Here is a 21,754-nt window from a genome sequence, read left to right on the forward strand (position 1 = left end):
GTATCATCGAGACAACTAGAGATTAAGAAAGGGTTCGTTTCATGGAAAACAACGTTTTCGATTCCATCAAGATCGGCCTTGCCTCCCCGGAGCAGATCCGCAACTGGAGCTACGGCGAGGTCAAAAAGCCTGAGACCATCAACTACCGTACCCTGAAGCCGGAGCGCGACGGCTTGTACTGTGAGCGCATTTTTGGACCTACCAAGGACTGGGAGTGCCACTGCGGTAAGTATAAGCGCATCCGCTACAAGGGCAAGATCTGCGACCGCTGCGGCGTTGAAGTGACCAAGGCTAAGGTCCGCCGTGAGCGCATGGGCCACATTGAGCTGGCCGCTCCCGTCAGCCACATCTGGTACTTCAAGGGCATCCCCAGCCGCATCGGCCTGATGCTGGACATCAGCCCCCGCCTGCTGGAGAAGGTGCTGTACTTTGCAAGCTATATCGTCACGGATCCGGGCGCTACCCGTCTGGAAAAGAAGCAGCTGCTCACCGAGAGCGAGTATCGTGAGATGCGCGACCACTACGGTGATGAGTTCGAGGCTGCTATGGGCGCTGAGGCCATTCAGGATCTGCTGAAGGAAATCGATCTGGATCAGCTGAGTGAAGAGCTGACTGCCGAGGTGGAAAAGTCCTCCGGCCAGAAGCGCGTGCGCGTCCTCAAGCGTCTGGAAGTAGTTGAGGCATTCCGCATTTCCGGCAACCGTCCTGAATGGATGGTCATGGATGTGCTGCCTGTTCTGCCGCCTGACCTGCGCCCCATGGTCCAGCTGGACGGCGGCCGTTTTGCCACCTCCGACCTGAACGACCTGTACCGCCGCGTGATCAACCGCAACAACCGTCTGCGCCGTCTGCTGGAGCTGGGCGCTCCCGACATCATCGTGCGCAACGAGAAGCGTATGCTGCAGGAAGCAGTGGACAGCCTGATCGACAACGGCCGCCGCGGCCGTCCGGTCACCGGCCCCAACAACCGCGCACTGAAGAGCCTTTCCGATATGCTGAAGGGCAAGCAGGGCCGCTTCCGTCAGAACCTGCTGGGCAAGCGTGTTGACTACTCCGGTCGTTCCGTTATCGTCGTCGGCCCTGAGCTGAAGATGGATCAGTGCGGTCTGCCCAAGGAAATGGCTCTGGAGCTGTTCAAGCCCTTTGTCATGAAGGATCTGGTGGAGAAGGGTATTGCCAACAACATCAAGTCCGCCCGCAAGATGGTGGAGCGCGCTAAGCCCGAAGTGTGGGACAGCCTGGAGACCGTGATCAAGGGCCACCCCGTTCTGCTGAACCGTGCACCTACCCTGCACCGTCTGGGTATTCAGGCTTTCAACCCGGTGCTGGTGGAGGGCCGTGCAATCAAGCTGCACCCGCTGGCATGTACCGCATTCAACGCCGACTTCGACGGTGACCAGATGGCAGTGCATCTGCCTCTGGGCGAGGATGCCTGCCGTGAGGCCAAGATGCTGATGCTGGCTTCCGGCAACCTGCTGAAGCCTTCTGACGGCGCACCTGTTACCGTGCCTACGCAGGATATGATCCTGGGCAGCTACTACCTGACCACCGTTCGTGAAAATGACGAGGGCGCAGGCAAGGTATTCCGCGATGAGAACGAAGCCCTGATGGCTTATGCAGAGCATATCGTTACCCTGCACGCACCCATTAAAGTGCGCCGCACCATGACCATTGACGGCGTGGAGCGCACCGGTCTGGTGGAAGCCACCGTCGGCCGCATCATCTTCAATAACCCTGTTCCTCAGAATCTGGGTTATATCGACCGTACTGATCCCGAGCACTGGCTGGAGTACGAGGTCAGCTTCCGCGTGACCAAGAAGACTCTGCCCGACATCATTTCCCGCTGCATGACCCGCAACGGCACCCGCAAGTGTGCAAAGATGCTGGATGCCATCAAGGCGCAGGGCTACAAGTACTCCACTCTGTCTGCGATCTCCGTTGCTGTGTGCGACGCTGTGATTCCGCCGCAGAAGCAGGAACTGATCGCTGAGGCTGACCAGCAGATTGCAAAGGTCGGCAAGCTGTTCAACCGCGGCCTGATCTCCGACAACGAGCGTTACAACCAGACCATCGCCATCTGGCAGGCTACCACCGATAAGGTCTCCAAGGCTCTGGCAGACAACCTGCCCAAGGATAATGAGATCTATATGATGGCAGACTCCGGTGCTCGTGGTTCTATGAACCAGATCAAGCAGCTGGCCGGCATGCGCGGCCTGCTGGCAAACACCGCCGGCCACACCATCGAGATGCCCATTCGTGCCAACTACCGTGAAGGTCTGAATATTCTGGAATATTTCGTTTCTGCCCGTGGCGCCCGTAAGGGTCTGGCCGATACCGCTCTGCGTACCGCTGACTCCGGTTACCTGACCCGCCGCATGGTCGATGTCTCTCAGGATGTCATCGTGCGCGAGATCGACTGCGGCACCACCGACGGCCTGTGGGTGTCTGAGATCCACGAGGGCAAGGAGAAGATCGAGAGCTTCCGCGAGCGCTTGATCGGCCGCTTCGCTGTGGGCGATGTGGTCAACCCCGTCACCGGCAAGGTCATCGTGCCGGAAGGCAAGATGATCGACCTGTACGATGCAAACGAGATCGAGGCTGCTGGCATCACCAAGCTGAAGATCCGCAGCCTGCTGACCTGCCGTGCAAAGACCGGTGTCTGCGCACGCTGCTACGGTTCCGATATGGCAAACGGCGAGCCGGTCCGTCTGGGCGAGTCTGTCGGCGTTATCGCCGCAGAGTCCATCGGCGAGCCTGGTACGCAGCTGACCATGCGTACCTTCCATACCGGCGGTATCGCATCTGCTGAAGATATCACGCAGGGTCTTCCCCGTGTTGAAGAGCTGTTCGAGAGCCGCCGTCCCAAGAGCATGGCCATCATGAGCGAGATCTCTGGTGTCGTTTCTCAGGACGATACCAAGAAGAATGTCGTTATCAAGGTGACCGGCAAGGACGAGAACGGTGCCGAGGTCGTAAAGAGCTACTCCATCCCGTTCACCCAGCATTCCCGCGTGATGCCGGGTGACCGTGTGGAGAAGGGCGACATCATCACCCGTGAAGGTGTTCTGTATCCGCAGGATATTCTGGCAATCAAGGGTCTGGAGGATGTCCAGAACTACCTGATCAACGAAGTTCAGAAGGTCTACCGTCTGCAGGGCGTTGAGATCAACGATAAGCATATCGAAGTCATCGTCCGTCAGATGTGCCGCAAGGTGCGCGTGACGGATTCCGGTTCTTCCAACCTGATCGGCGGTGCACTGGCAAGCCGTCTGGAAGTGGAGAACATCAACGCCGATCTGCAGCAGCGCATCGACGCTGGTGAAGAGGGCCTGAAGCTGGTCGAGTACCAGCAGGTGCTGCTGGGCATCACCAAGGCTGCTCTGGCAAACGACTCCTTCCTGTCCGCTGCATCCTTCCAGGAGACCACCCGCGTGCTGACCGAAGCTGCCATCAAGGGCAAGGTCGACCCGCTGGCCGGCCTGAAGGAGAACGTCATCATTGGTAAGCTGATCCCCGCAGGTACCGGTCTGCCGGAAGTCCGTGAGGATCTGAAGAACCGTGAGGCTGAGCGCGATGCTGAGGTCGCTGCTGAACTGGCAGCTGCTGTACAGTAAGCAAAGCTCCTTCTTCTGAAATAAAACAACGGACCGCTCTGTGGGCATCCGCCTGCAGGGCGGTTTTTATATGCCCGGAAAAGCGGAAACAGGAGAGAAAACCGTGCGTTTTGCGTCGAAAAAATGCTGAAAGAAAAAATCTGGAATAAATGCAAAAAACTTTGCAAAAACTGTTGACATCCGCCTGTAAAGCGAGTATTATATAACTGTTGCGCATCCCTCATGGGGATAGTGCGGCAAAAAAGTCGGAAAAAGTCCGATGTGCATTATTAAGAAAGGAGAAACAAAATGCCTACTTTTAACCAGCTTGTACGCAAGGGCCGTCAGGTTCTGGCTACCAAGAGCACCGCTCCCGCACTGCTGAAGAGCTACAATTCTCAGAAAAAACAGTATTCTGATCTGAACAGCCCCCAGAAGCGTGGTGTCTGCACTGCTGTTCGTACCATGACCCCCAAGAAGCCCAACTCTGCTCTGCGTAAGGTTGCTCGTGTCCGCCTCACGAATGGTATCGAGGTCACCTCTTACATTCCCGGTATCGGCCATAACCTGCAGGAGCACTCCGTCGTGCTGATCCGTGGCGGTCGTGTTAAGGACCTGCCCGGTGTGCGTTACCACATCATCCGTGGTACCCTGGATACTCAGGGTGTGGCAGGCCGTAATCAGGCCCGCTCCAAGTACGGCGCAAAGCGTCCTAAGGCCGGTGCTGCAAAGAAGTAATTGAGGACAACCGCCATAAACGGCTTTCCATTATATAAATAACAAGTCCGCTTGCAAAGCGGAGGGCAACAGTTTATGTAAAGGTCAGCTCTTTGTGACACAACGGGAGTTTTATTACTTTCGAGTACCGATGATATCATTCTGTGAAGGAGGGAAGAAAGATGCCTAGAAGAGGTAACATTGCTAAGCGCGATGTCTTAGCTGATCCTATTTACAATTCCAAGATGGTCACTCGTCTGGTCAACAGCGTTATGCTGGATGGCAAGAAGGGCGTCGCTCAGAAGATCGTTTACGAAGCTTTCTCCATGATTCAGGAGAAGACCGGCAACGATCCTCTGGAGACTTTCGAGAAGGCGATGGAGAACATCATGCCCAGCCTCGAGTGCAAGACCCGCCGCGTTGGCGGTGCTAACTACCAGGTTCCTCTGGAAGTCAGCCCGGCTCGCCGCGAGACCCTGGGTCTGCGCTGGCTGACTGCCTACAGCCGCAGCCGTGGTGAGAAGACCATGGCTCAGCGTCTGGCTGCTGAAATCATGGATGCTGCCAACAACACTGGTAACGCCGTGAAGAAGCGTGAGGATACTCACAAGATGGCAGAGGCCAACAAGGCTTTCGCTCATTTCCGTTATTGATCTGTTCTGTAGGAGGTTAATTTCATGGCTACACCCAGAGAAGTTTCTCTTCAGATGACGAGAAATATCGGCATTATGGCCCACATTGATGCTGGTAAGACTACTACTACCGAGCGTATTCTGTACTACACCGGTATCAACCACAAGATCGGCGAAGTTCATGATGGCGGCGCTACCATGGACTGGATGGTTCAGGAGCAGGAGCGTGGTATCACCATCACTTCCGCTGCTACCACCTGCTACTGGAGCCACTCTGAGACCCAGAAGGATCCGGTTGCATTCAAGAAGAACCGTCACCGCATCAACATCATCGACACCCCGGGCCACGTGGACTTCACTGTTGAGGTCCAGCGTTCTCTGCGCGTGCTGGACGGTTCTGTGACCGTTCTGGCTGCAAAGGGCGGTGTTGAGCCGCAGTCTGAGACCGTTTGGCGTCAGGCTGACGAGTACAAGGTTCCCCGTATGGTGTACGTCAACAAGATGGACACCATGGGTGCTGACTTCTTCCGCTGCATCAAGATGCTGCACGATCGTCTGCACGCAAATGGTGTGGCGATCCAGCTGCCTATCGGTCAGGAGGATACCTTCCGCGGTATCGTTGACCTGGTCGATATGAACGCTGAGGTCTACTACGACGACATGGGCAACGACATGCGTACCGAGGAGATCCCCGAGGATATGCGTGAGCAGGCTGAGGAGTATCACAACATCCTGATCGAGGCTGTTGCTGAGAACGACGAAGAGCTCATGGAAAAGTACCTCGAGGGCGAGGAGATCACCCGTGCCGAGCTGAAGGCTGCGATCCGCAAGGAGACCATCGCTAACACGCTGGTTCCCGTTGTCTGCGGTTCTTCCTACAAGAACCGTGGTGTCCAGAAGCTGCTGGATGCTATCGTTGACTATATGCCCGCTCCTACCGATGTCCCTGACATCAAGGGCGTGAATCCCGAGACTGAGGAAGAGGAGACCCGTCCGTCTTCCGACGACGCTCCCTTTGCAGCTCTGGCCTTCAAGATCGCTACCGACCCGTTCGTTGGTAAGCTGGCATACTTCCGTGTTTACTCCGGTAAGGTTGAGGCAGGTACCACTGTCTACAACTCCGTGAAGGACAACAAGGAGCGTATGGGCCGCATCCTGCAGATGCATTCTAACCACCGCAAGGATATCGACTGCTGCTACGCAGGTGATATCGCTGCTGTTGTCGGTCTGAAGAACACCACTACCGGTGACACTCTGTGTGATGAGAATCATCCCATCATTCTGGAGTCCATGAAGTTCCCCGAGCCTGTTATCCGCGTTGCCATCGAGCCCAAGACCAAGGCCGGCAACGAGAAGATGGGCATCGCGCTGGCAAAGCTGGCCGAAGAGGATCCGACCTTCAAGACCTACACTGACGAAGAGACCGGTCAGACCATCATCGCCGGTATGGGCGAGCTGCACCTGGAGATCATCGTTGACCGTCTGCTGCGTGAGTTCAAGGTTGAAGCAAACGTGGGTGCACCTCAGGTTGCTTACCGTGAGACCATCCGCAAAGAGGCCAACCAGGAGACCAAGTACGCACGTCAGTCCGGTGGTAAGGGCCAGTACGGTCATGTTAAGATCAAGATCGAGCCCAACGAGCCCGGCAAGGGTTACGAGTTCGTCAACGCCATCGTTGGCGGTGCCATCCCGAAGGAATACATCCCGGCTATCGACAACGGTATCCAGGGTGCTATGAAGTCCGGTGTTCTGGCTGGCTATCCTGTCGTTGATGTCAAGGTTACCCTGTGGGATGGTTCTTATCATGAGGTCGACTCCTCTGAAATGGCCTTCTCCATTGCTGGTTCTATGGCATTCAAGGATGCTATGCGCAAGGCTGATCCTATCATCACTGAGCCTATCATGAAGGTTGCAGTTATCGTTCCCGATGAGTATCTGGGCGATGTTATCGGCGACCTGAATGCACGCCGTGGTCAGATCCAGGGCATGGAAGCTATGGCTGGTACTCAGCGTGTCAATGCATTTGTGCCTCTGGCTCAGATGTTCGGCTACGCTACCGACCTGCGTTCCAAGACTCAGGGCCGTGGCCAGTATGTCATGGAGCCGTCTCACTACGAGCCGGTGCCTAAGAACATTGCTGACCAGATCATTGCTGGCCGCACCAAGGCTTGATCGCCTTAAATTTAAAGTGAATTTTGCCGGGGTAGTGTAACCTCGGCAAAATTTCCTGTAAAAGCACTTGATTTTACAGGGCAAATTTAGTAGAATAGCCTTGCAATGCAATGTCTGCATCTTGCAGGGTTGTTGTAACCAAATATCAAAACCTAAATTAAGGGAGGATATTCCAATGGCTGAAAAGGCAAAGTTCGACCGTTCTAAGCCGCATGTGAACATCGGCACCATCGGTCACGTTGACCACGGCAAGACCACTCTGACCGCCGCTATCACCAAGTTCCTGGCTCTGAAGGGCGACGCAGACTTCATGGATTATGCCAACATCGATAAGGCTCCTGAGGAGCGTGCTCGTGGTATCACGATCAACTCCGCTCACGTTGAGTATCAGACCGACGCTCGTCACTACGCTCACGTTGACTGCCCGGGCCATGCTGACTACGTTAAGAACATGATCACTGGTGCTGCTCAGATGGACGGCGCTATTCTGGTCGTTGCTGCTACCGATGGTCCCATGCCCCAGACCCGTGAGCACATCCTGCTGGCTCGTCAGGTCGGCGTGCCCTATATCGTCGTGTTCATGAACAAGTGCGATATGGTCGACGACGAAGAGCTGCTGGATCTGGTCGAGATGGAGATCCGTGAGCTGCTGAGCGAGTACGACTTCCCGGGCGACGATACCCCGATCATTCGTGGTTCCGCTCTGAAGGCTCTGGAGTCTACCTCCACTGATCCCAATGCTCCCGAGTATGCTTGCATCAAGGAGCTGATGGACGCTGTTGACAGCTATATCCCCAACCCCGATCGTGAGGAAGACAAGCCCTTCCTGATGCCCATCGAGGATGTCATGACCATTTCTGGCCGTGGTACCGTTGCAACCGGTCGTGTTGAGCGTGGTGTTGCTAAGGTTGGCGATGCTATGGAGATCGTCGGCATCAAGCCCGATCGTCTGAGCACCACCATCACCGGTCTGGAGATGTTCCGTAAGTCTCTGGACTTCGCTGAGGCTGGCGATAACATCGGCGCTCTGCTGCGTGGTGTTGATCGTACCCAGATCGAGCGTGGTCAGGTTCTGGCTAAGCCCGGTTCCGTGCACCCCCACAAGACCTTCGAGTCTCAGGTGTACGTTCTGACCAAGGACGAAGGCGGCCGTCACACCCCGTTCTTCTCCAACTATCGTCCTCAGTTCTACTTCCGCACCACCGACGTGACCGGTATCATCACTCTGCCCGAAGGCACTGAGATGTGCATGCCCGGCGATAACGTCATGATGCACGTTGAGCTGCTGACCCCTGTTGCTATGGAAGAGGGCCTGCGTTTCGCTATCCGTGAGGGTGGCCGTACCGTTGGTTCTGGCGTTGTTGGCAAGATTATTGAGTGATTTTGACCCTTCGCGCCTTTCCTAAGGCTAAAGGTTAAACTTACGAGAGACCTTCCCATTCCGGAGAGTGGGAAGGTCTCTTTTTGTTTTAGATCCTCTGTCTGTAAGGGCAGGGGATTTTTTGCGGCATGTCACAACTCTTTGTTTACAAAACAAGGTTGTTCTGGTATACTAAAAAAGGAAATACTGGAAAAGTCCTATCGGCTGGTGCTGAGAGGATTCAGCAAAAAGAAACAGCGTGAACTTCTGGAAGAGGTGAAGGGCAATGCTGTTTGATTATAAGAAAGAGTACAGGGAATTTTATCTCCCGCCGAAAAAACCGCATCTGATTACGATACCTCGTATGAATTTTGTGGCAGTGCACGGCAAGGGCGACCCGAATGCTCCGGGTGGAGCCTATCAGGAGGCTATGGGAGTGCTGTACGGCATTGCTTTCACCATCAAAATGAGCTATAAGGGCAGCCACAAGATGGACGGCTATTTTGAATATGTGGTTCCACCGTTGGAGGGCTTGTGGCATCAGAAGGGCGTGGATGGCGTTGACTATGCGCATAAAGAATTATTTGAGTGGACATCTATGATCCGCCTGCCGGAATTCGTGACGTCGGAAGCGTTTGATTGGGCCGTACAGGAAGCAACGGCAAAAAAGAAAAAGGATTTTTCCAAGGCGGAATTCCTGACCTATGACGAGGGACTTTGCGTTCAGTGCCTGCATATCGGCCCTTATGATGAAGAACCGAAAACGCTGGCGCAGATGGATGCCTTTGCCGTAGAGCAGGGGTATAGGCTTGATTTTTCAGAGACACGCTTCCACCACGAGATTTATCTGAGTGATTCTCGCCGCGCTGCACCGGGAACACTGAAAACAGTTCTGCGGCATCCCATACGTGAAAAATAAAAACGGGAAAATTCACAAATGATGTCGCTTTTATTTGGCAGATGTGATATACTGATTCTATCTGTAGAAACACATTGAATGGATAAGGGAGGAGAGAACTTCATGCAGCATGAAACTGTCATCGTGCTGGACTTTGGCGGCCAGTACAATCAGCTGATCGCGCGCCGCGTCCGCGAGAACAATGTCTACTGTGAAATCTATTCCTATAAAACCGATCTGTCGGTTATCAAGGCAAAGAACCCCAAGGGTATCATCTTTACCGGTGGCCCCAACAGTGTTTATCTGGAGGATTCTCCCACGATCGACCCGGAGATCTTTACCTGGGGTGTGCCTGTGCTGGGCATCTGCTATGGCAGCCAGCTGATGATGCATCTTCTGGGCGGCCATGTCTGCCGCGCACCGGAGCGCGAGTACGGCAAGACTGAGGTGTTCGTGGACACGAACAGCAAGATGTTCACCGATGTGCAGCCCTCCACCATCTGCTGGATGAGCCATAACGACTACATTGAGCAGGCAGCGCCCGGCTTTAAAATCACTGCTCACACGGTCAACTGCCCGGTAGCTGCGGCAGAGAACGCTGAGAAGGGCCTGTATGCGGTCCAGTTCCACCCGGAAGTGCTGCACACTGCGGAAGGCAAGAAGATGCTGCGCAACTTCGTGTACAACGTCTGCGGCTGCACCGGCGACTGGAAGATGGACTCCTTTGTGGAAAACAACGTCAAGGCCCTGCGTGAGCGCATCGGCGATGGCAAGGTGCTGTGCGCCTTGTCCGGCGGCGTGGATTCCTCCGTTCTGGCAGCTATGCTGGCTAAGGCCATCGGCAAGCAGCTGACCTGCGTGTTCGTGGATCACGGTCTGCTGCGTAAGAACGAGAAGGAAGAGGTCTGTGCAGTCTTTGGTCCGGGCAATGCCAATGGCTTTGATATCAACTTTATCTGTGTGGATGCCCGCGACCGCTACTTTGCAAAGCTGGCTGGTGTCACCGAGCCGGAGCGCAAGCGCAAGATCATCGGCGAAGAGTTCATCCGTGTGTTCGAAGAGCAGGCCAAGAAGATCGGCAAGGTGGATTTCCTGGCACAGGGTACCATTTACCCGGATGTCGTTGAGAGCGGTCTGGGCGGTGAGTCCACTGTTATCAAGAGCCACCACAACGTCGGCGGTCTGCCCGACACTGTGGACTTCAAGGAGTTGGTGGAGCCGCTGCGCAACCTGTTCAAAGACGAGGTGCGTCAGGCTGGCCGTGAGCTGGGCCTGCCCGAATATCTGGTCAGCCGTCAGCCGTTCCCCGGCCCGGGTCTTGGCATCCGCATCATCGGTGAGGTGACCCCGGAGAAGGTGGCAATCGTGCAGGATGCCGACGCGATCTGGCGTGAGGAGATCGCAAAGGCGGGTCTGGATAAGGAGATCAGCCAGTACTATGCAGCCTTGACCAACATGCACAGTGTGGGCGTCATGGGCGACGAGCGCACCTATGATTACGCTGTGGCCCTGCGTGCTGTGACCACCACCGACTTCATGACTGCAGAGAGCTATAATATGCCTTGGGATGTTCTGGGCACTGTCACCAGCCGCATCGTCAATGAGGTCAAGCATGTGAACCGCGTGTTCTATGATTGCACCGGTAAGCCGCCGGCAACCATTGAGCTCGAATAATCTACAAACCCTGAAAAGTATTGATGCACTGCAATATTTTGAGAGGCAAAAGGCTCTGTGATACTGCTTTGATACTATCAGGCGATTATTCATAAAGAGAGACATGAGAATGCCCTCTGAGAAACGGTAAGTTTTTCAGAGGGCATTTTTGTGTCTTTTATTCTTTACGCCACTTTTTCTTCGGCTCGTACCGGCCGCAGCCGTCGGCGGTCTGAGGCCAGTTGAGCTTCCATTCCAGATACTCTTCCTTGTTGATCTCACCCTCCCGGAGCTGCTTCTTACGGAGCTGCCACTCCTTTAAGAACTCATCCAGCAGGCGATAGCGGAAACTGACTGCCATGTGCTTTTCAGGGAAATCCGGGTCGGTGGTGTCTGTGACCTCATAGAGCCGGGTGCCGGGGTAGTGCTCGTCCAGCTCGAACAGGGTGTACATCACATCCTCTGCGGCGTACAGGGTCGGCTCATAGAGGGAACGGTAGTTCACGTCCAGTACCTCCGCAATCTTGCGGAGCAACTCTTCCTTGGGCGTACGGGTGTTGCTTTCGTATTGTGCGATGCGGATGTCTGCGCTTTTCTCCTCAAACCCGATGGCAATGCCCAGTTCTTTCTGGGTCATACCTCGGAGGTTGCGGGCACGTTTGATGCGGTCACCGACTGCCATGCGATTGCCTCCTGACTTAAACATATTTGTTGAACCCAGTATAGCATAGAAAAACAGGAGGTGCAATAGAAAATAAACAAAAAAGCTTAAGATTTTACCTGAAAACCTCTTGACTTAACGGAATGTGTTTAGTATAATGAGGGCACAAAAAGATAAGCAAAAATGCTTAGTAAAATTGAATGACCGCCAAACTGACCCAAACCGCCAAGACCTTCCGAAAGGAAGCGAGCGCTCCGTAAGGGAACGGCACAGCACCGCAAAGGGGATATGCCTGCCGGAAGTCAGCGAGGATGAAGCGGCACCGAAATGAAACCGACAAGGAAAGGACAAAAAATGGCAAACAGCATTTTTATCAAGGCAGACGAGCTGGCAAAGGAACTGGACATCTCGCAGGGGCTAGCATATAAGATGATCGCCCAGTGGAACGAGGAACTGAAAGCCAAGGGCTACACGACCGTAGGAGGCCGGGTAAGCAGGAGGTACTATCAGGAGAAAATCTACGGGGCAGGGGAGGAGTGATAGGATGCCAGCCTACAAGGACAGCAAACAGGGCAAATGGTACACTTCCTTCTACTTCGAGAACTGGCAAGGCGTGAAGCAGAAGAAGCTGAAACGGGGGTTTGCCACCAAGAAGGACGCTTTGGCGTGGGAGCGGGAGTTCCTTCTTCAGCAGGCTGCAGACCTGACCATGACATTTGAAGGGTTCGTGGAAATTTATATCACGGACAAGAAAAAGCGACTCCGGGAAAACACCTGGTCTACCAAAGAGCACATCATCCGAACGAAAATCTTACCGTATTTCAAAGAAAAGCGGCTCAGTGAGATAAAGCCACGGGATGTAATCGCGTGGCAGAACGAGATGCTGAACTACCGGGACAAAAACGGCAAGGCCTACTCGCCGACCTACCTCAAGACGCTCCATGGACAGCTCAGTGCCATTCTGAACCACGCCGTCCGGTTCTATGGGCTGAAATCAAATGCAGCAGCCACAGCCGGGTGCATGGGGTCAGAAAAGCACAAGGAGATGCTCTTCTGGACGAAGGAGGAGTACCTCAAGTTCGCAGAGGTCATGATAGACAAGCCGCAATCCTACTACGCCTTTGAAGTCCTCTACTGGTGTGGCATCCGGGAGGGCGAATTGCTGGCTCTGACCCCGGCAGACTTCGACTTGGACAAGGGGCTGCTCTCCATCACCAAATCCTATCAAAGGCTGAAAGGCCGGGATGTGATCACCGACCCCAAAACGCCTAAGAGCGTCCGGGTCATCCAGATGCCACAGTTTCTGACGGACGAGATCAGAGACTATCTGAAATCCCTCTACAAAGTCCAGCCAGACCAGCGGATCTTTGAGGTGACCAAGAGCTACCTGCACCACGAGATGGACAGGGGAGCCAAGGAGGCCAGGGTGAAGCGGATACGAATCCACGACCTACGGCACTCCCATGTGTCGCTGCTGATTGAAATGGGCTTCTCGGCTTTGGCAATCGCTGACCGGGTAGGGCATGAGAGTGTGGACATCACCTATAAGTACGCCCACCTCTTCCCCTCAAAGCAGCAGGAGATGGCGCAGAAGCTGGACATGGAGCGAAGGGAGGGATGAAGATGGAACGAGTACTCGACCAGCAAGGCCGCTGGCGGAACAAGGTGGTGGCCTTCCGAATGTCCCCGGAAGAGGACGAGGTTCTGGAAGCCAAAGTAAAGCTCTCCGGGTTGACCAAACAGGAGTATATCATCCGCCGCCTGACTGACCGGGAGATCACCGTGGTAGGCAACCCAAGGGTCTACAAAGCCCTACGAGGCCAGATGGAGCTGATCTATCAGGAATTGCAGCGGCTGGCCGTGGATGAAGAAGTCCCGCCGGACTTGCTGGAGACCCTGCAAATGGTGGCTCTGACGTTGAACGGACTTAAGGAGGAATGCGAATGACTGACAATAGAAAAACGACCGTACCGGGTGTATCTGTTGGCGCAGATGCGGTACAGTCGTCCTCAAAAATCAACACCAATATTATAACAAATTCGGACAAGCAAATCAATCTGCAAGCCGCGAAAAAGTCAAACAATTTCGGGCTGAACACGGTATCAATGACCGAGCTGTACGACACAGTGTATCCACCTCGGAAACCCATCGTGAACGACCTGCTGTACAGTGGCACCTACCTCTTCGTAGGTGCGCCCAAGGTGGGCAAGTCCTTCTTCATGGGGCAGCTCGCCTACCATGTGGCGATGGGGCTTCCGTTGTGGGAGTACGAGGTGCATCAAGGCACCGTCCTCTATCTGGCGTTGGAGGATGATTACGCCCGGTTGCAGCGGCGACTCTCCCGGATGTTCGGGGTAGAGGAGACCAGCAATCTCTACTTCGCCACGCAAGCTAAGTCCGTGAGCGAGGGACTTGACCAGCAGTTGGAAGGATTCATCCGGGAGCACCCGGATGTACGGCTCATCATCATCGACACCCTGCAGAAGGTGCGGGAAATCGGCGGGGACCGATACAGCTATGCCAGCGACTACGAGATCGTGACCAGGCTGAAAACCTTCAGTGACAAGTATGGCATCTGCCTGCTGGTGGTTCACCATACCCGGAAAATGGAAGCCGAGGATAGCTTCGATATGATCTCTGGCACCAATGGCCTGCTGGGTGCAGCGGATGGAGCATTCATCATGCAGAAGAAGCGGCGCACGGACAACACCGCCCTGCTGGACATCGTGGGGCGTGACCAGCCGGATCAGGAGTTGACGTTGGAGTTCAACCGGGAACGCTGCGTGTGGGAGTTCCAAGGAGCCGAAACGGAACTCTGGAAGCTGCCGCCCGACCCGCTTCTGGAAGCAGTGGCAAAGGTGCTCACCCCGGAACAGCCGGAGTGGAGTGGTACGCCCACGGAGCTGCTGGAACGTCTGCCGGGTGTGAGCACACAGGCAAACATCCTGACCCGGAAGCTGAACGTGAGTGCCGACAGGCTCTACAACGACTATGGGATTCGGTACGAAAGCAGGCGCACCCATGAGGGCAGGGTGGTCAAATTAACGCTGGAAAATTCTGGGGCGTGACGATTCGTGACGGTTGTGACGGTATTTTTGCTACTATGTAAAATATCGTCACAATCGACACAACCGACACGGGATAGTGATAATGATGAAAAACGTGCAAATTTCACAGGAACTTTTCGTTGCCTTGCTGCATTATCATTTGAGCGGCGAAAATGAGTACGAAGAGATTATTGAACAGGGTTTGGAGCAAAAATTGGATGCAATGCTGCGGCATGAACTGTATGCCCAGTATAAGACGGCACCTACCGAGGAACAGAGGGAACAGGCCAGACGTGAGTATCTGGACAGGCGTGGAGTGCCAGAGAGCTTCCGCTGGTGATTCCCTCTATTTGCGAAGGACAGGAGCGTGACACGCTCCTGTGAACAGCCAATAAGCAGGAAGGTGGTGTTGGTCGGGGCAGCAAGTCAGGGCGCAGCGAAACCCCGTCCGCAGACGGATAGCCCCCGGCAGGGCGCAAAGGCATCTTTTGATGGACGGAACGTCTGTCAAAAGTGCTTTTGCGTTACTTTCGGCGAAAGTAACAAAGCCTGATGCAGTGTCCGGCACTAGTACCTTCTCCCAGAGAAAGGATGTGCGATTGAAAAGAACTATTTCCGCAATGCGGGGTCCCGGCTCCCTCAACCATAACCGGAGAAGTTTCACCGCTGAAAACGTAGATCCGGAGCGTAGCAGCCTGAATGTCGTGTACCGGGATGAGCCGATTCAGAAGGTGTACCACGAACTTTTTGACGAGGCAGTGAACCGCTACAACGCCAAGCAGAAGCGCAAGGACCGCTGTATCAACGACTACTATGAGCATCTGCGGACAGGCAAGCAGGAAAAACTCTTCCATGAGCTGATCGTCCAGATTGGCAACAAAGATGATATGGGTGTCCTGACCGAGAATGGCGCACTGGCAAAGGAACTGCTGGACGAGTATATGCAGGGCTTCCAAGAACGTAACCCGACACTGCGGGTGTTCGGAGCATTCCTCCACATGGACGAAGCCACGCCCCATCTGCACATCGATTTCGTGCCGTATGTGTCCGGCTGGAAGGGCAAAGGACTGGACACCAAGGTTTCCCTGAAGCAGGCTCTGAAGGCCTTGGGCTTTGCAGGCGGCTCCAAGCGGGAATCCGAGCTGAACCAGTGGATCAACGCCGAGAAAGAACGGCTTGCTGCCGTGATGGAGCGGCACGGCATCGAGTGGGAACAGAAAGGCACCCACGAAGAGCACCTGTCTGTGCTGGACTTCAAAAAGCAGGAGCGCAGTAAAGAGGTGGCGGCTCTGGAAGCTGCCAAGCAGGAGTGCCAGACCGACCTGACCGAGATGCAGGAACAGCTGGAAACAGCGCAGACAGCCGTAGAAGCCGCTGAACAGCGGGTACAGAAAGCAGAGCTGACCTACCAGAAGCAGAGCCAGAAGCTGAACAAGCTGGCTCCCATTATGGAAGGTTTGGAAAACCTGTCAGCGCAATACTCCCAGCGGCCAGAAGAATGGGTGCCAGAAGCAGCCACGTTTGAGACCGCCAAGAGCTATCGGGAGAAGAAGGCCATGCCGCTGATCCAGAAGCTGGTGAAGGTACTCTTTGCCCTCCATCGGAAGTACTGGGAGGTCAAGGATGAGCGGGATAAGTATCTGCACTTCTATCAGGACGAGAAGAAAGCTACCCATCATCTAAGCCAGCGGCTGAAAGAGGTAGAGGCTGAAAACTCTCAGCTCTATGCGATGAAACGTGATTTCAGGCGAGTATGGAACTATTTTGGTGCCGAAAAGATGCAGCAGGTCATTGGGCTTATGAGGGAGCAGGAGCGGACCACAGATAGGAGCCAAAAGAAGAACGGGCAGAACAGCGTAGAGCTGTAAGCATAGCAGACCCCCGTCAGCGAATGTTGGCGGGGGCTGTATATATAGGACGTACGGGGCAACTTTTCGGAAATTCCGAAGAGTTCAGGGCAGTTGTTAAGTGTTGCTTAATAACTCAGACGGCGGGGCAACTATCCGGGATTTCCGGATAGTCCGAGTTTGGTGATGGGAATCATTAAGAAAAACTTAATGGTTGGAGCTTTTGAACAGGAAAGATTGAAAGAAAAAAGCATATTTGGTATAATCAGAAAAAATGATGGGAGATGGACTGCGGCGTGAAAATTGAAGAAGGTCGAATTATAAATGACTTTATCGAACCGAATAAGTGCCAATATGCAATTCCTGTTTACCAACGCAACTATGAATGGTCAGCTGAACAGTGTAGGAAACTGTTTGTCGATGTAGTAACTGCGCATAAAAGAGATCGTAGACATTTTTGCGGATCGGTTGTATATGCGCCTTTGAAGAGCGAAAAGAAAATCAACTACTATGTTGTTATTGATGGTCAGCAGCGACTGACAACAATTTATATTCTGATAAAAGCACTGATAGATAAAGCTGTTACAGATGAGGAAAAGAAATCGTTGGCGGAAGTTCTATTCAATGTTGACAAATTCAAAAGATACAATATTGATGATTCTAGCAAACTAAAGCTAAAGCCAATAAAAAGCGATAATAATCAACTCATGCTGTTGATGGAAGATCATGCTGAACAGATGGATAGGACGAGTGGCATTTATCGGAACTATGAGCTGTTTTGCGATTTGATTCAGGAATTTTTAAATGATAACCCGGACATGGGGGTTGGCAATATCTACGATGGTCTTGAACATTTGACCTGCGCAGAGATTAAGCTGGATGATGATGACGATAATGCACAGGAAATTTTTGAACGAATCAATTCTACAGGCGTTCCGCTAAGTTTGTCGGATAAAATCCGAAACTTTGTTTTGATGACAGATACAGACCAAGATCGTTTATATGAGGATTACTGGCTTAAAGCAGAGCAGATGCTGTCCAAAGATCAGTTGGAGGGATTCTTCCTTGACTATCTGAATTTCAAAATGGATGGATTTGCTAAGGAGAGTACGGCCTACGATGAGTTTAAGGCTCTCTATGCACGTGGGCAGTATACCAATGAATCTATGCTGGAAGAGATTTACCACTATGTCCAGCAATATCATGCTTTCTATTATGGCGATGAAAAACGGTTCAGCAGTACAGTAAACCATTTGCTGAGAAGTTTGCAGACCCTGAAACAGACTACGGTGTATCTGTTCCTGTTCAGTGTGTTTGATGACTTCGATGCTGGTGTAATCGATGATGAAACACTCTGCAAAGTTCTTCGGTTGCTCCTGAATTACAGTATCCGCCGCTTGATTTGCGAAGTAGGTTCAAACTCGCTGCGTGGCTTGTATAAGACCCTTTACGGACGGGTGTTCAATCGCCCGGAAAATAAGAACAACTACTATGATTCCATCGTGTCTTTCCTACTTCAGCTGACATCTAAGGATGTGATGCCCAGCGATGCAGAGTTCGTGGCAGCACTGAAAGAACGTAATCTTTATCGGAAGAACGCGCTGTGTAAGTATTTGCTTGTGGCAATCGAAAATCAGGGTAAAGAGCAAATCAAGACAGATGCTTTGACCATCGAGCATATCATGCCGCAGAACAAGAATCTATCGACTGCATGGCAGAGAATGCTCGGTACGGATTGGAAGTTAGTGCGAGAACGATATCTGCATACATTGGGTAATTTAACGCTGACAGGTTATAACAGTGAACTAGGTGATCTGCCGTTTGCAGAGAAACTTGATAAGCTTGCAGAGGAAAATACTCATGTTACCGTCCTTTATAGTGATGTAAAGAACAAAACAGAGTGGAATGCACAGACAATGGAATCTCGTGCAGAGCGTCTATCTGAAGAGGTTTTAAAACTCTTTCCCATTGAGTTGCCAACAACAAAGGTTGATTTTTCTGATCCGCGCTATCGGCTGTACACGGTGTCTGACCCACATAATGCGACCTATAAGTTCGTCAACTACTATGAGCTTCTAGGTGAAAGGGTCAGTGCTGATAGTTTTGCCTTTATGGTTCGTTCGGTGGCTGGTAAGCTGTACGACTTAAACAGTAGCATTATTGATCGTATGGCGCGAAATTTGGAAGTGTTTCCAGCGTGGCAAAATCCGGTATTTGCTTACGATAAGGACGCCATCCGGAATGCAGTAAAGCTGAAAAATGACAGCGATATTTACATCAGCACGGGATATTCTGCGTATGACTGCATCTGTTTTATCAAGGCACTTTTGAAGAAGTATGACCTTGATTTGGAAGAAGACTTTGTTTACAGTGCTCGGCCAAATAGCACAGCATTGGCTGGAATAAATTGGAAAAATATTGCACAGGAGTGGTGCGAAGAACGGGACAAGAGAGGTGAAATTGTATTTGATATAAAGAATTGCGAAGGCAGATATGTCCGTTTTACAACCCCATTCTTGAATAGCGTGATACCGACAAATGAAGACATACTAAGTCCATGGAAGACAAACAATTACTATTTCTATGAAATTACGAGCGATAAAAATGAGTTGTATGTGCAACTTTATTTTTACTGTAAGGGCATTACCGGCGAAATGCGAACGGCATTCCAGAAGTTGGCTAATCTAACCGATGGAGGAAAGTTGACACAGGGATACAGACTATTCTTCAAATCATCTGTATTTACTCAGGCAGAGAATAGTACGAAGTCGGAAATCAAGAATCACTTATATCGATGCTTAGAAGAAGTGCGTGCGTTTGAAATGACGATTCAAGATAAATGGGACTCCTAAAAGACAGTTGCTTCCTAAACGTAAATACGTTATAATACTCACAGAGATCCCACGGGTTGCGTGATACTATCCTGATACTAAAAAATCAGCAAGCCACATCTACCACGGCAATCTCATGAAAAAGGGAACATTCAAGAATAGCGTTACTAAATAAATTTGTTTAGTAAGAATCCGAACTTACCGAGCTCGAGTAAGCTTTCTTGATAAAACTGGATCAGGTAAACTTGTAAGCCCCCTGCCGGTGATGAACTGGCAGGGGGCTTTTTATGTGTGTACGGGTAGTTTAACAGGATACTTGATCTTTGCCGCGATCACGACGCATCCAGCAATTCGTCCGGGTCCTCGATGGCTTCTTCGATGGTCTCTTCCTCAGGAGTGGGTTCATCGACATCGGACGGAGCGAACAGGTCGCGGATGAAGTCGCGCAGGAGGACGAGGCTGTTGTCAAGGTCGGCATCCTCGCTCAGCAGCTGCTGGATCATATCCGGCTTATCGGTGATCAGGTCGTCCACGCCGATGCTCAGCAGTTCGCTGGCATCCTCTTCGCGGTTGACGGTCCATGCGGAGATCGTCTTGCTGCGCTTATGGATCTGCTGCACCATACCGGAGGTGATAAAGGTGGACTGTACGCTGAAGAAATCTGCGGCAGGCAGATCGTAATAACTGCCCACGCCCAGTGCAAGGATATAGCCGGTCCGGATCTCCGGTGCCAGCTCCTTGACCTTGCAGAGGGTTTCATAACTCTGCGAGGTGATGGTGCAGTCCTGCGCAAAGCCTTTTTCGCGGATGATGCGGATGGTTTCCGCTTCCAGCTCCGGGGTGGCGGCATTGGGCTTGATCTCAATGTTCAGCTGGATCTTACCTTTGCACAGGTCCAGCACTTCTTCCAGTGTGGGAACTTTGACACCAGTGTACTTCTGGCCGAACCAGCGCCCGGCATCCAGCTTGCGAACCTCGTTATAGGTCAGGTCGTAGATGTTCTCGTTGCGGCCGGTGCAGCGGCGCAGGCTGGTATCGTGGGTCACCATGACCACGCCGTCCCTGGTCATCTGCACATCCAGCTCGGCCCACTCGCAGCCCTGATCGATGGCCAGCTGGAAAGCGGGCAGGGTGTTTTCCGGTGCGGCAGCGGAGTAGCCGCGGTGCGCGGTGACTACCGGCGCAACGCCGCCCAGCATGGAAAGCAGCTCGTCGTCTCTGGGCAGGGCAAGGTAACAGAATGCCAGCGCAAAGGTGAGCAGAGTAGCACCCGCAACCGATGCACCCAGAAGCAGCCTGCCGGTGGAACGGTGATGCTTTCCGCTCTGGACCGGCTCCGGCTCAGAGGGGAGCTGCTCCCGCAGGCGGCAGTGCAGTATGGCGAGGATCGTGCACTGCGCCATGGTGATGGCGCAGTCGATCAGGAACTGGAAGAAAGGCATCTCAATGGCCAGCGCCGCGCGGGACAGTGCAAACATGGCCTGTGTGCTCTGTAGCCCGACCGCGATGATGATGCCGTACAGCGGCACGGCAACCGCTGCCGTCAGCAGCAGGGAACGCAGGACGACCGAGAGGTTCCAGCGCAGCAGCAAAAGAAAAGCACGGAAGACGCGCCTGCGGATGCAGCAAAAGCTTTCCTTTACCGACTGCCACAGGCTTTTGCGCTCCAGCACGAACAGCGGCAGCACCAGCACCCAGCTGACACAGAGGAACAGCAGGGCGGCACCGGCAGCCAGATAGAGCAGGTAATACCGGCTGTTTGCCCGGATGACACCCATGATGTATTCCGGCACGGCAAGCTGCGTGATATAGTTATAGGCGAGGAAAAAATTGGTGAACGGGATCAGCACGGCACTGTAGATCAGAACGAGCCAGTTCTGCGGCAGGAATGCGTGGCGGATATCCGCAAGAGAGGTGCGCAGCAGGGCAGGTAGGCAGATCGTTTCGCCCTTGCGGGCAAGATCCAGCCCATGCAGCAGGACGGAAAACTCATACAGCGCCCAGAACGCGGTCAGGATGGCAATGAGCGTGATGCACAGGATGATCGCGGGGGAGGAAAAGATATCGGAAGCGTTGTTGTTGCTCAGGTAGTGCATGGGTGCGAACCGCAGCGTGAGCGACCAGAGCTGCTGCATCAGGGGGACGAACAGCAGGTTCGTTGCAGCCTTATACAGGACGATGACCGCGAGCAGGGGGATCTCGGCGCGGCGGATGATAGCCCGGGCGGAGTGCTTCATGGAGTTGTAGGTTTCGTTGGAGGCGCGGAGTGAAGTGAGCAGATCTTTCAATTTGACATGGCCTTCCTTTTATATTCTGCAAAATGACCCGCCCCGAAGCTTCTCG

The 21,754-nt window shown here is 53.2% G+C and carries 16 protein-coding genes; 14 read left to right on the forward strand and 2 right to left on the reverse strand.

From position 1 onward, the window contains the following. Window positions 1–41: 41 nt before the first annotated feature. The 7 genes from rpoC (at window position 42) to guaA (ending at window position 11,046) form a co-directional block, all read left to right on the forward strand. On the forward strand, window positions 42–3,614 hold the full coding sequence (rpoC, locus tag DWV57_RS01500; protein ID WP_120019715.1) for a DNA-directed RNA polymerase subunit beta': 3,573 nt from the start codon (window positions 42–44) through the stop codon (window positions 3,612–3,614). Window positions 3,615–3,902: 288 nt separating this feature from the next. Further along, the gene (rpsL, locus tag DWV57_RS01505) at window positions 3,903–4,331 is read left to right on the forward strand and encodes a 30S ribosomal protein S12 (RefSeq protein WP_005940205.1); all 429 of its coding nucleotides are present in this window, start codon (window positions 3,903–3,905) and stop codon (window positions 4,329–4,331) included. Between the two features lie 161 nt (window positions 4,332–4,492). Continuing rightward, window positions 4,493–4,963 (forward strand): 30S ribosomal protein S7, encoded by a 471-nt coding sequence (rpsG, locus tag DWV57_RS01510; RefSeq protein ID WP_005930552.1) that lies wholly within the window; start codon window positions 4,493–4,495, stop codon window positions 4,961–4,963. 24 nt (window positions 4,964–4,987) lie between these two features. Continuing rightward, on the forward strand, window positions 4,988–7,114 hold the full coding sequence (fusA, locus tag DWV57_RS01515) for an elongation factor G (RefSeq protein ID WP_118527941.1): 2,127 nt from the start codon (window positions 4,988–4,990) through the stop codon (window positions 7,112–7,114). Window positions 7,115–7,289: 175 nt separating this feature from the next. Beyond that, on the forward strand, window positions 7,290–8,495 hold the full coding sequence (tuf, locus tag DWV57_RS01520; protein WP_118527939.1) for an elongation factor Tu: 1,206 nt from the start codon (window positions 7,290–7,292) through the stop codon (window positions 8,493–8,495). 265 nt (window positions 8,496–8,760) lie between these two features. Then, window positions 8,761–9,393, forward strand: a complete 633-nt coding sequence (locus DWV57_RS01530; protein ID WP_120019716.1) for a GyrI-like domain-containing protein — start codon at window positions 8,761–8,763, stop codon at window positions 9,391–9,393. Between the two features lie 102 nt (window positions 9,394–9,495). Beyond that, window positions 9,496–11,046, forward strand: coding sequence for a glutamine-hydrolyzing GMP synthase (gene guaA, locus DWV57_RS01535; protein WP_118527935.1), 1,551 nt, complete (start codon window positions 9,496–9,498; stop codon window positions 11,044–11,046). Window positions 11,047–11,203: 157 nt separating this feature from the next. On the opposite strand, the gene DWV57_RS01540 is transcribed toward guaA, so the two are convergent. Next, the gene (locus DWV57_RS01540; protein ID WP_120019717.1) at window positions 11,204–11,707 is read right to left on the reverse strand and encodes a helix-turn-helix transcriptional regulator; all 504 of its coding nucleotides are present in this window, start codon (window positions 11,705–11,707) and stop codon (window positions 11,204–11,206) included. A 333-nt stretch (window positions 11,708–12,040) separates the two neighbouring features. Between DWV57_RS01540 and DWV57_RS01545 the strand changes: the two genes are divergently transcribed. The 7 genes from DWV57_RS01545 (at window position 12,041) to DWV57_RS01575 (ending at window position 19,432) form a co-directional block, all read left to right on the forward strand. Next, window positions 12,041–12,226 carry a hypothetical protein gene (locus tag DWV57_RS01545; RefSeq protein ID WP_055184318.1) on the forward strand — a complete coding sequence of 62 codons (186 nt, stop codon included), beginning with the start codon at window positions 12,041–12,043 and terminating at the stop codon, window positions 12,224–12,226. A 4-nt stretch (window positions 12,227–12,230) separates the two neighbouring features. Further along, window positions 12,231–13,307, forward strand: a complete 1,077-nt coding sequence (locus DWV57_RS01550) for a site-specific integrase (RefSeq protein WP_120019718.1) — start codon at window positions 12,231–12,233, stop codon at window positions 13,305–13,307. Next, entirely contained in the window at window positions 13,304–13,633 is a 330-nt protein-coding gene (locus DWV57_RS01555; protein ID WP_097770292.1) for a hypothetical protein, read from the forward strand. Before DWV57_RS01550 ends, DWV57_RS01555 begins: the two co-directional genes overlap by 4 nt. Beyond that, window positions 13,630–14,754: a helicase RepA family protein gene (locus DWV57_RS01560; protein ID WP_120019719.1), complete on the forward strand. Its 1,125-nt coding sequence runs from the start codon at window positions 13,630–13,632 to the stop codon at window positions 14,752–14,754. The genes DWV57_RS01555 and DWV57_RS01560 overlap by 4 nt, the downstream gene beginning before the upstream one ends. A gap of 85 nt (window positions 14,755–14,839) precedes the next feature. Continuing rightward, window positions 14,840–15,073 carry a complexin-2 gene (locus DWV57_RS01565; protein WP_120019921.1) on the forward strand — a complete coding sequence of 78 codons (234 nt, stop codon included), beginning with the start codon at window positions 14,840–14,842 and terminating at the stop codon, window positions 15,071–15,073. A 259-nt stretch (window positions 15,074–15,332) separates the two neighbouring features. Further along, the gene (locus DWV57_RS01570; protein ID WP_243112281.1) at window positions 15,333–16,601 is read left to right on the forward strand and encodes a plasmid recombination protein; all 1,269 of its coding nucleotides are present in this window, start codon (window positions 15,333–15,335) and stop codon (window positions 16,599–16,601) included. A gap of 275 nt (window positions 16,602–16,876) precedes the next feature. Further along, window positions 16,877–19,432, forward strand: coding sequence for a DUF262 domain-containing protein (locus DWV57_RS01575; RefSeq protein WP_165853638.1), 2,556 nt, complete (start codon window positions 16,877–16,879; stop codon window positions 19,430–19,432). Between the two features lie 311 nt (window positions 19,433–19,743). On the opposite strand, the gene DWV57_RS01580 is transcribed toward DWV57_RS01575, so the two are convergent. Then, on the reverse strand, window positions 19,744–21,699 hold the full coding sequence (locus DWV57_RS01580) for a glycerophosphodiester phosphodiesterase family protein (protein ID WP_243112282.1): 1,956 nt from the start codon (window positions 21,697–21,699) through the stop codon (window positions 19,744–19,746). Window positions 21,700–21,754 lie beyond the last annotated feature (55 nt).

The organism is Faecalibacterium sp. AF10-46 (assembly GCF_003604105.1).
Taxonomy (GTDB): domain Bacteria; phylum Bacillota; class Clostridia; order Oscillospirales; family Ruminococcaceae; genus Faecalibacterium; species Faecalibacterium taiwanense.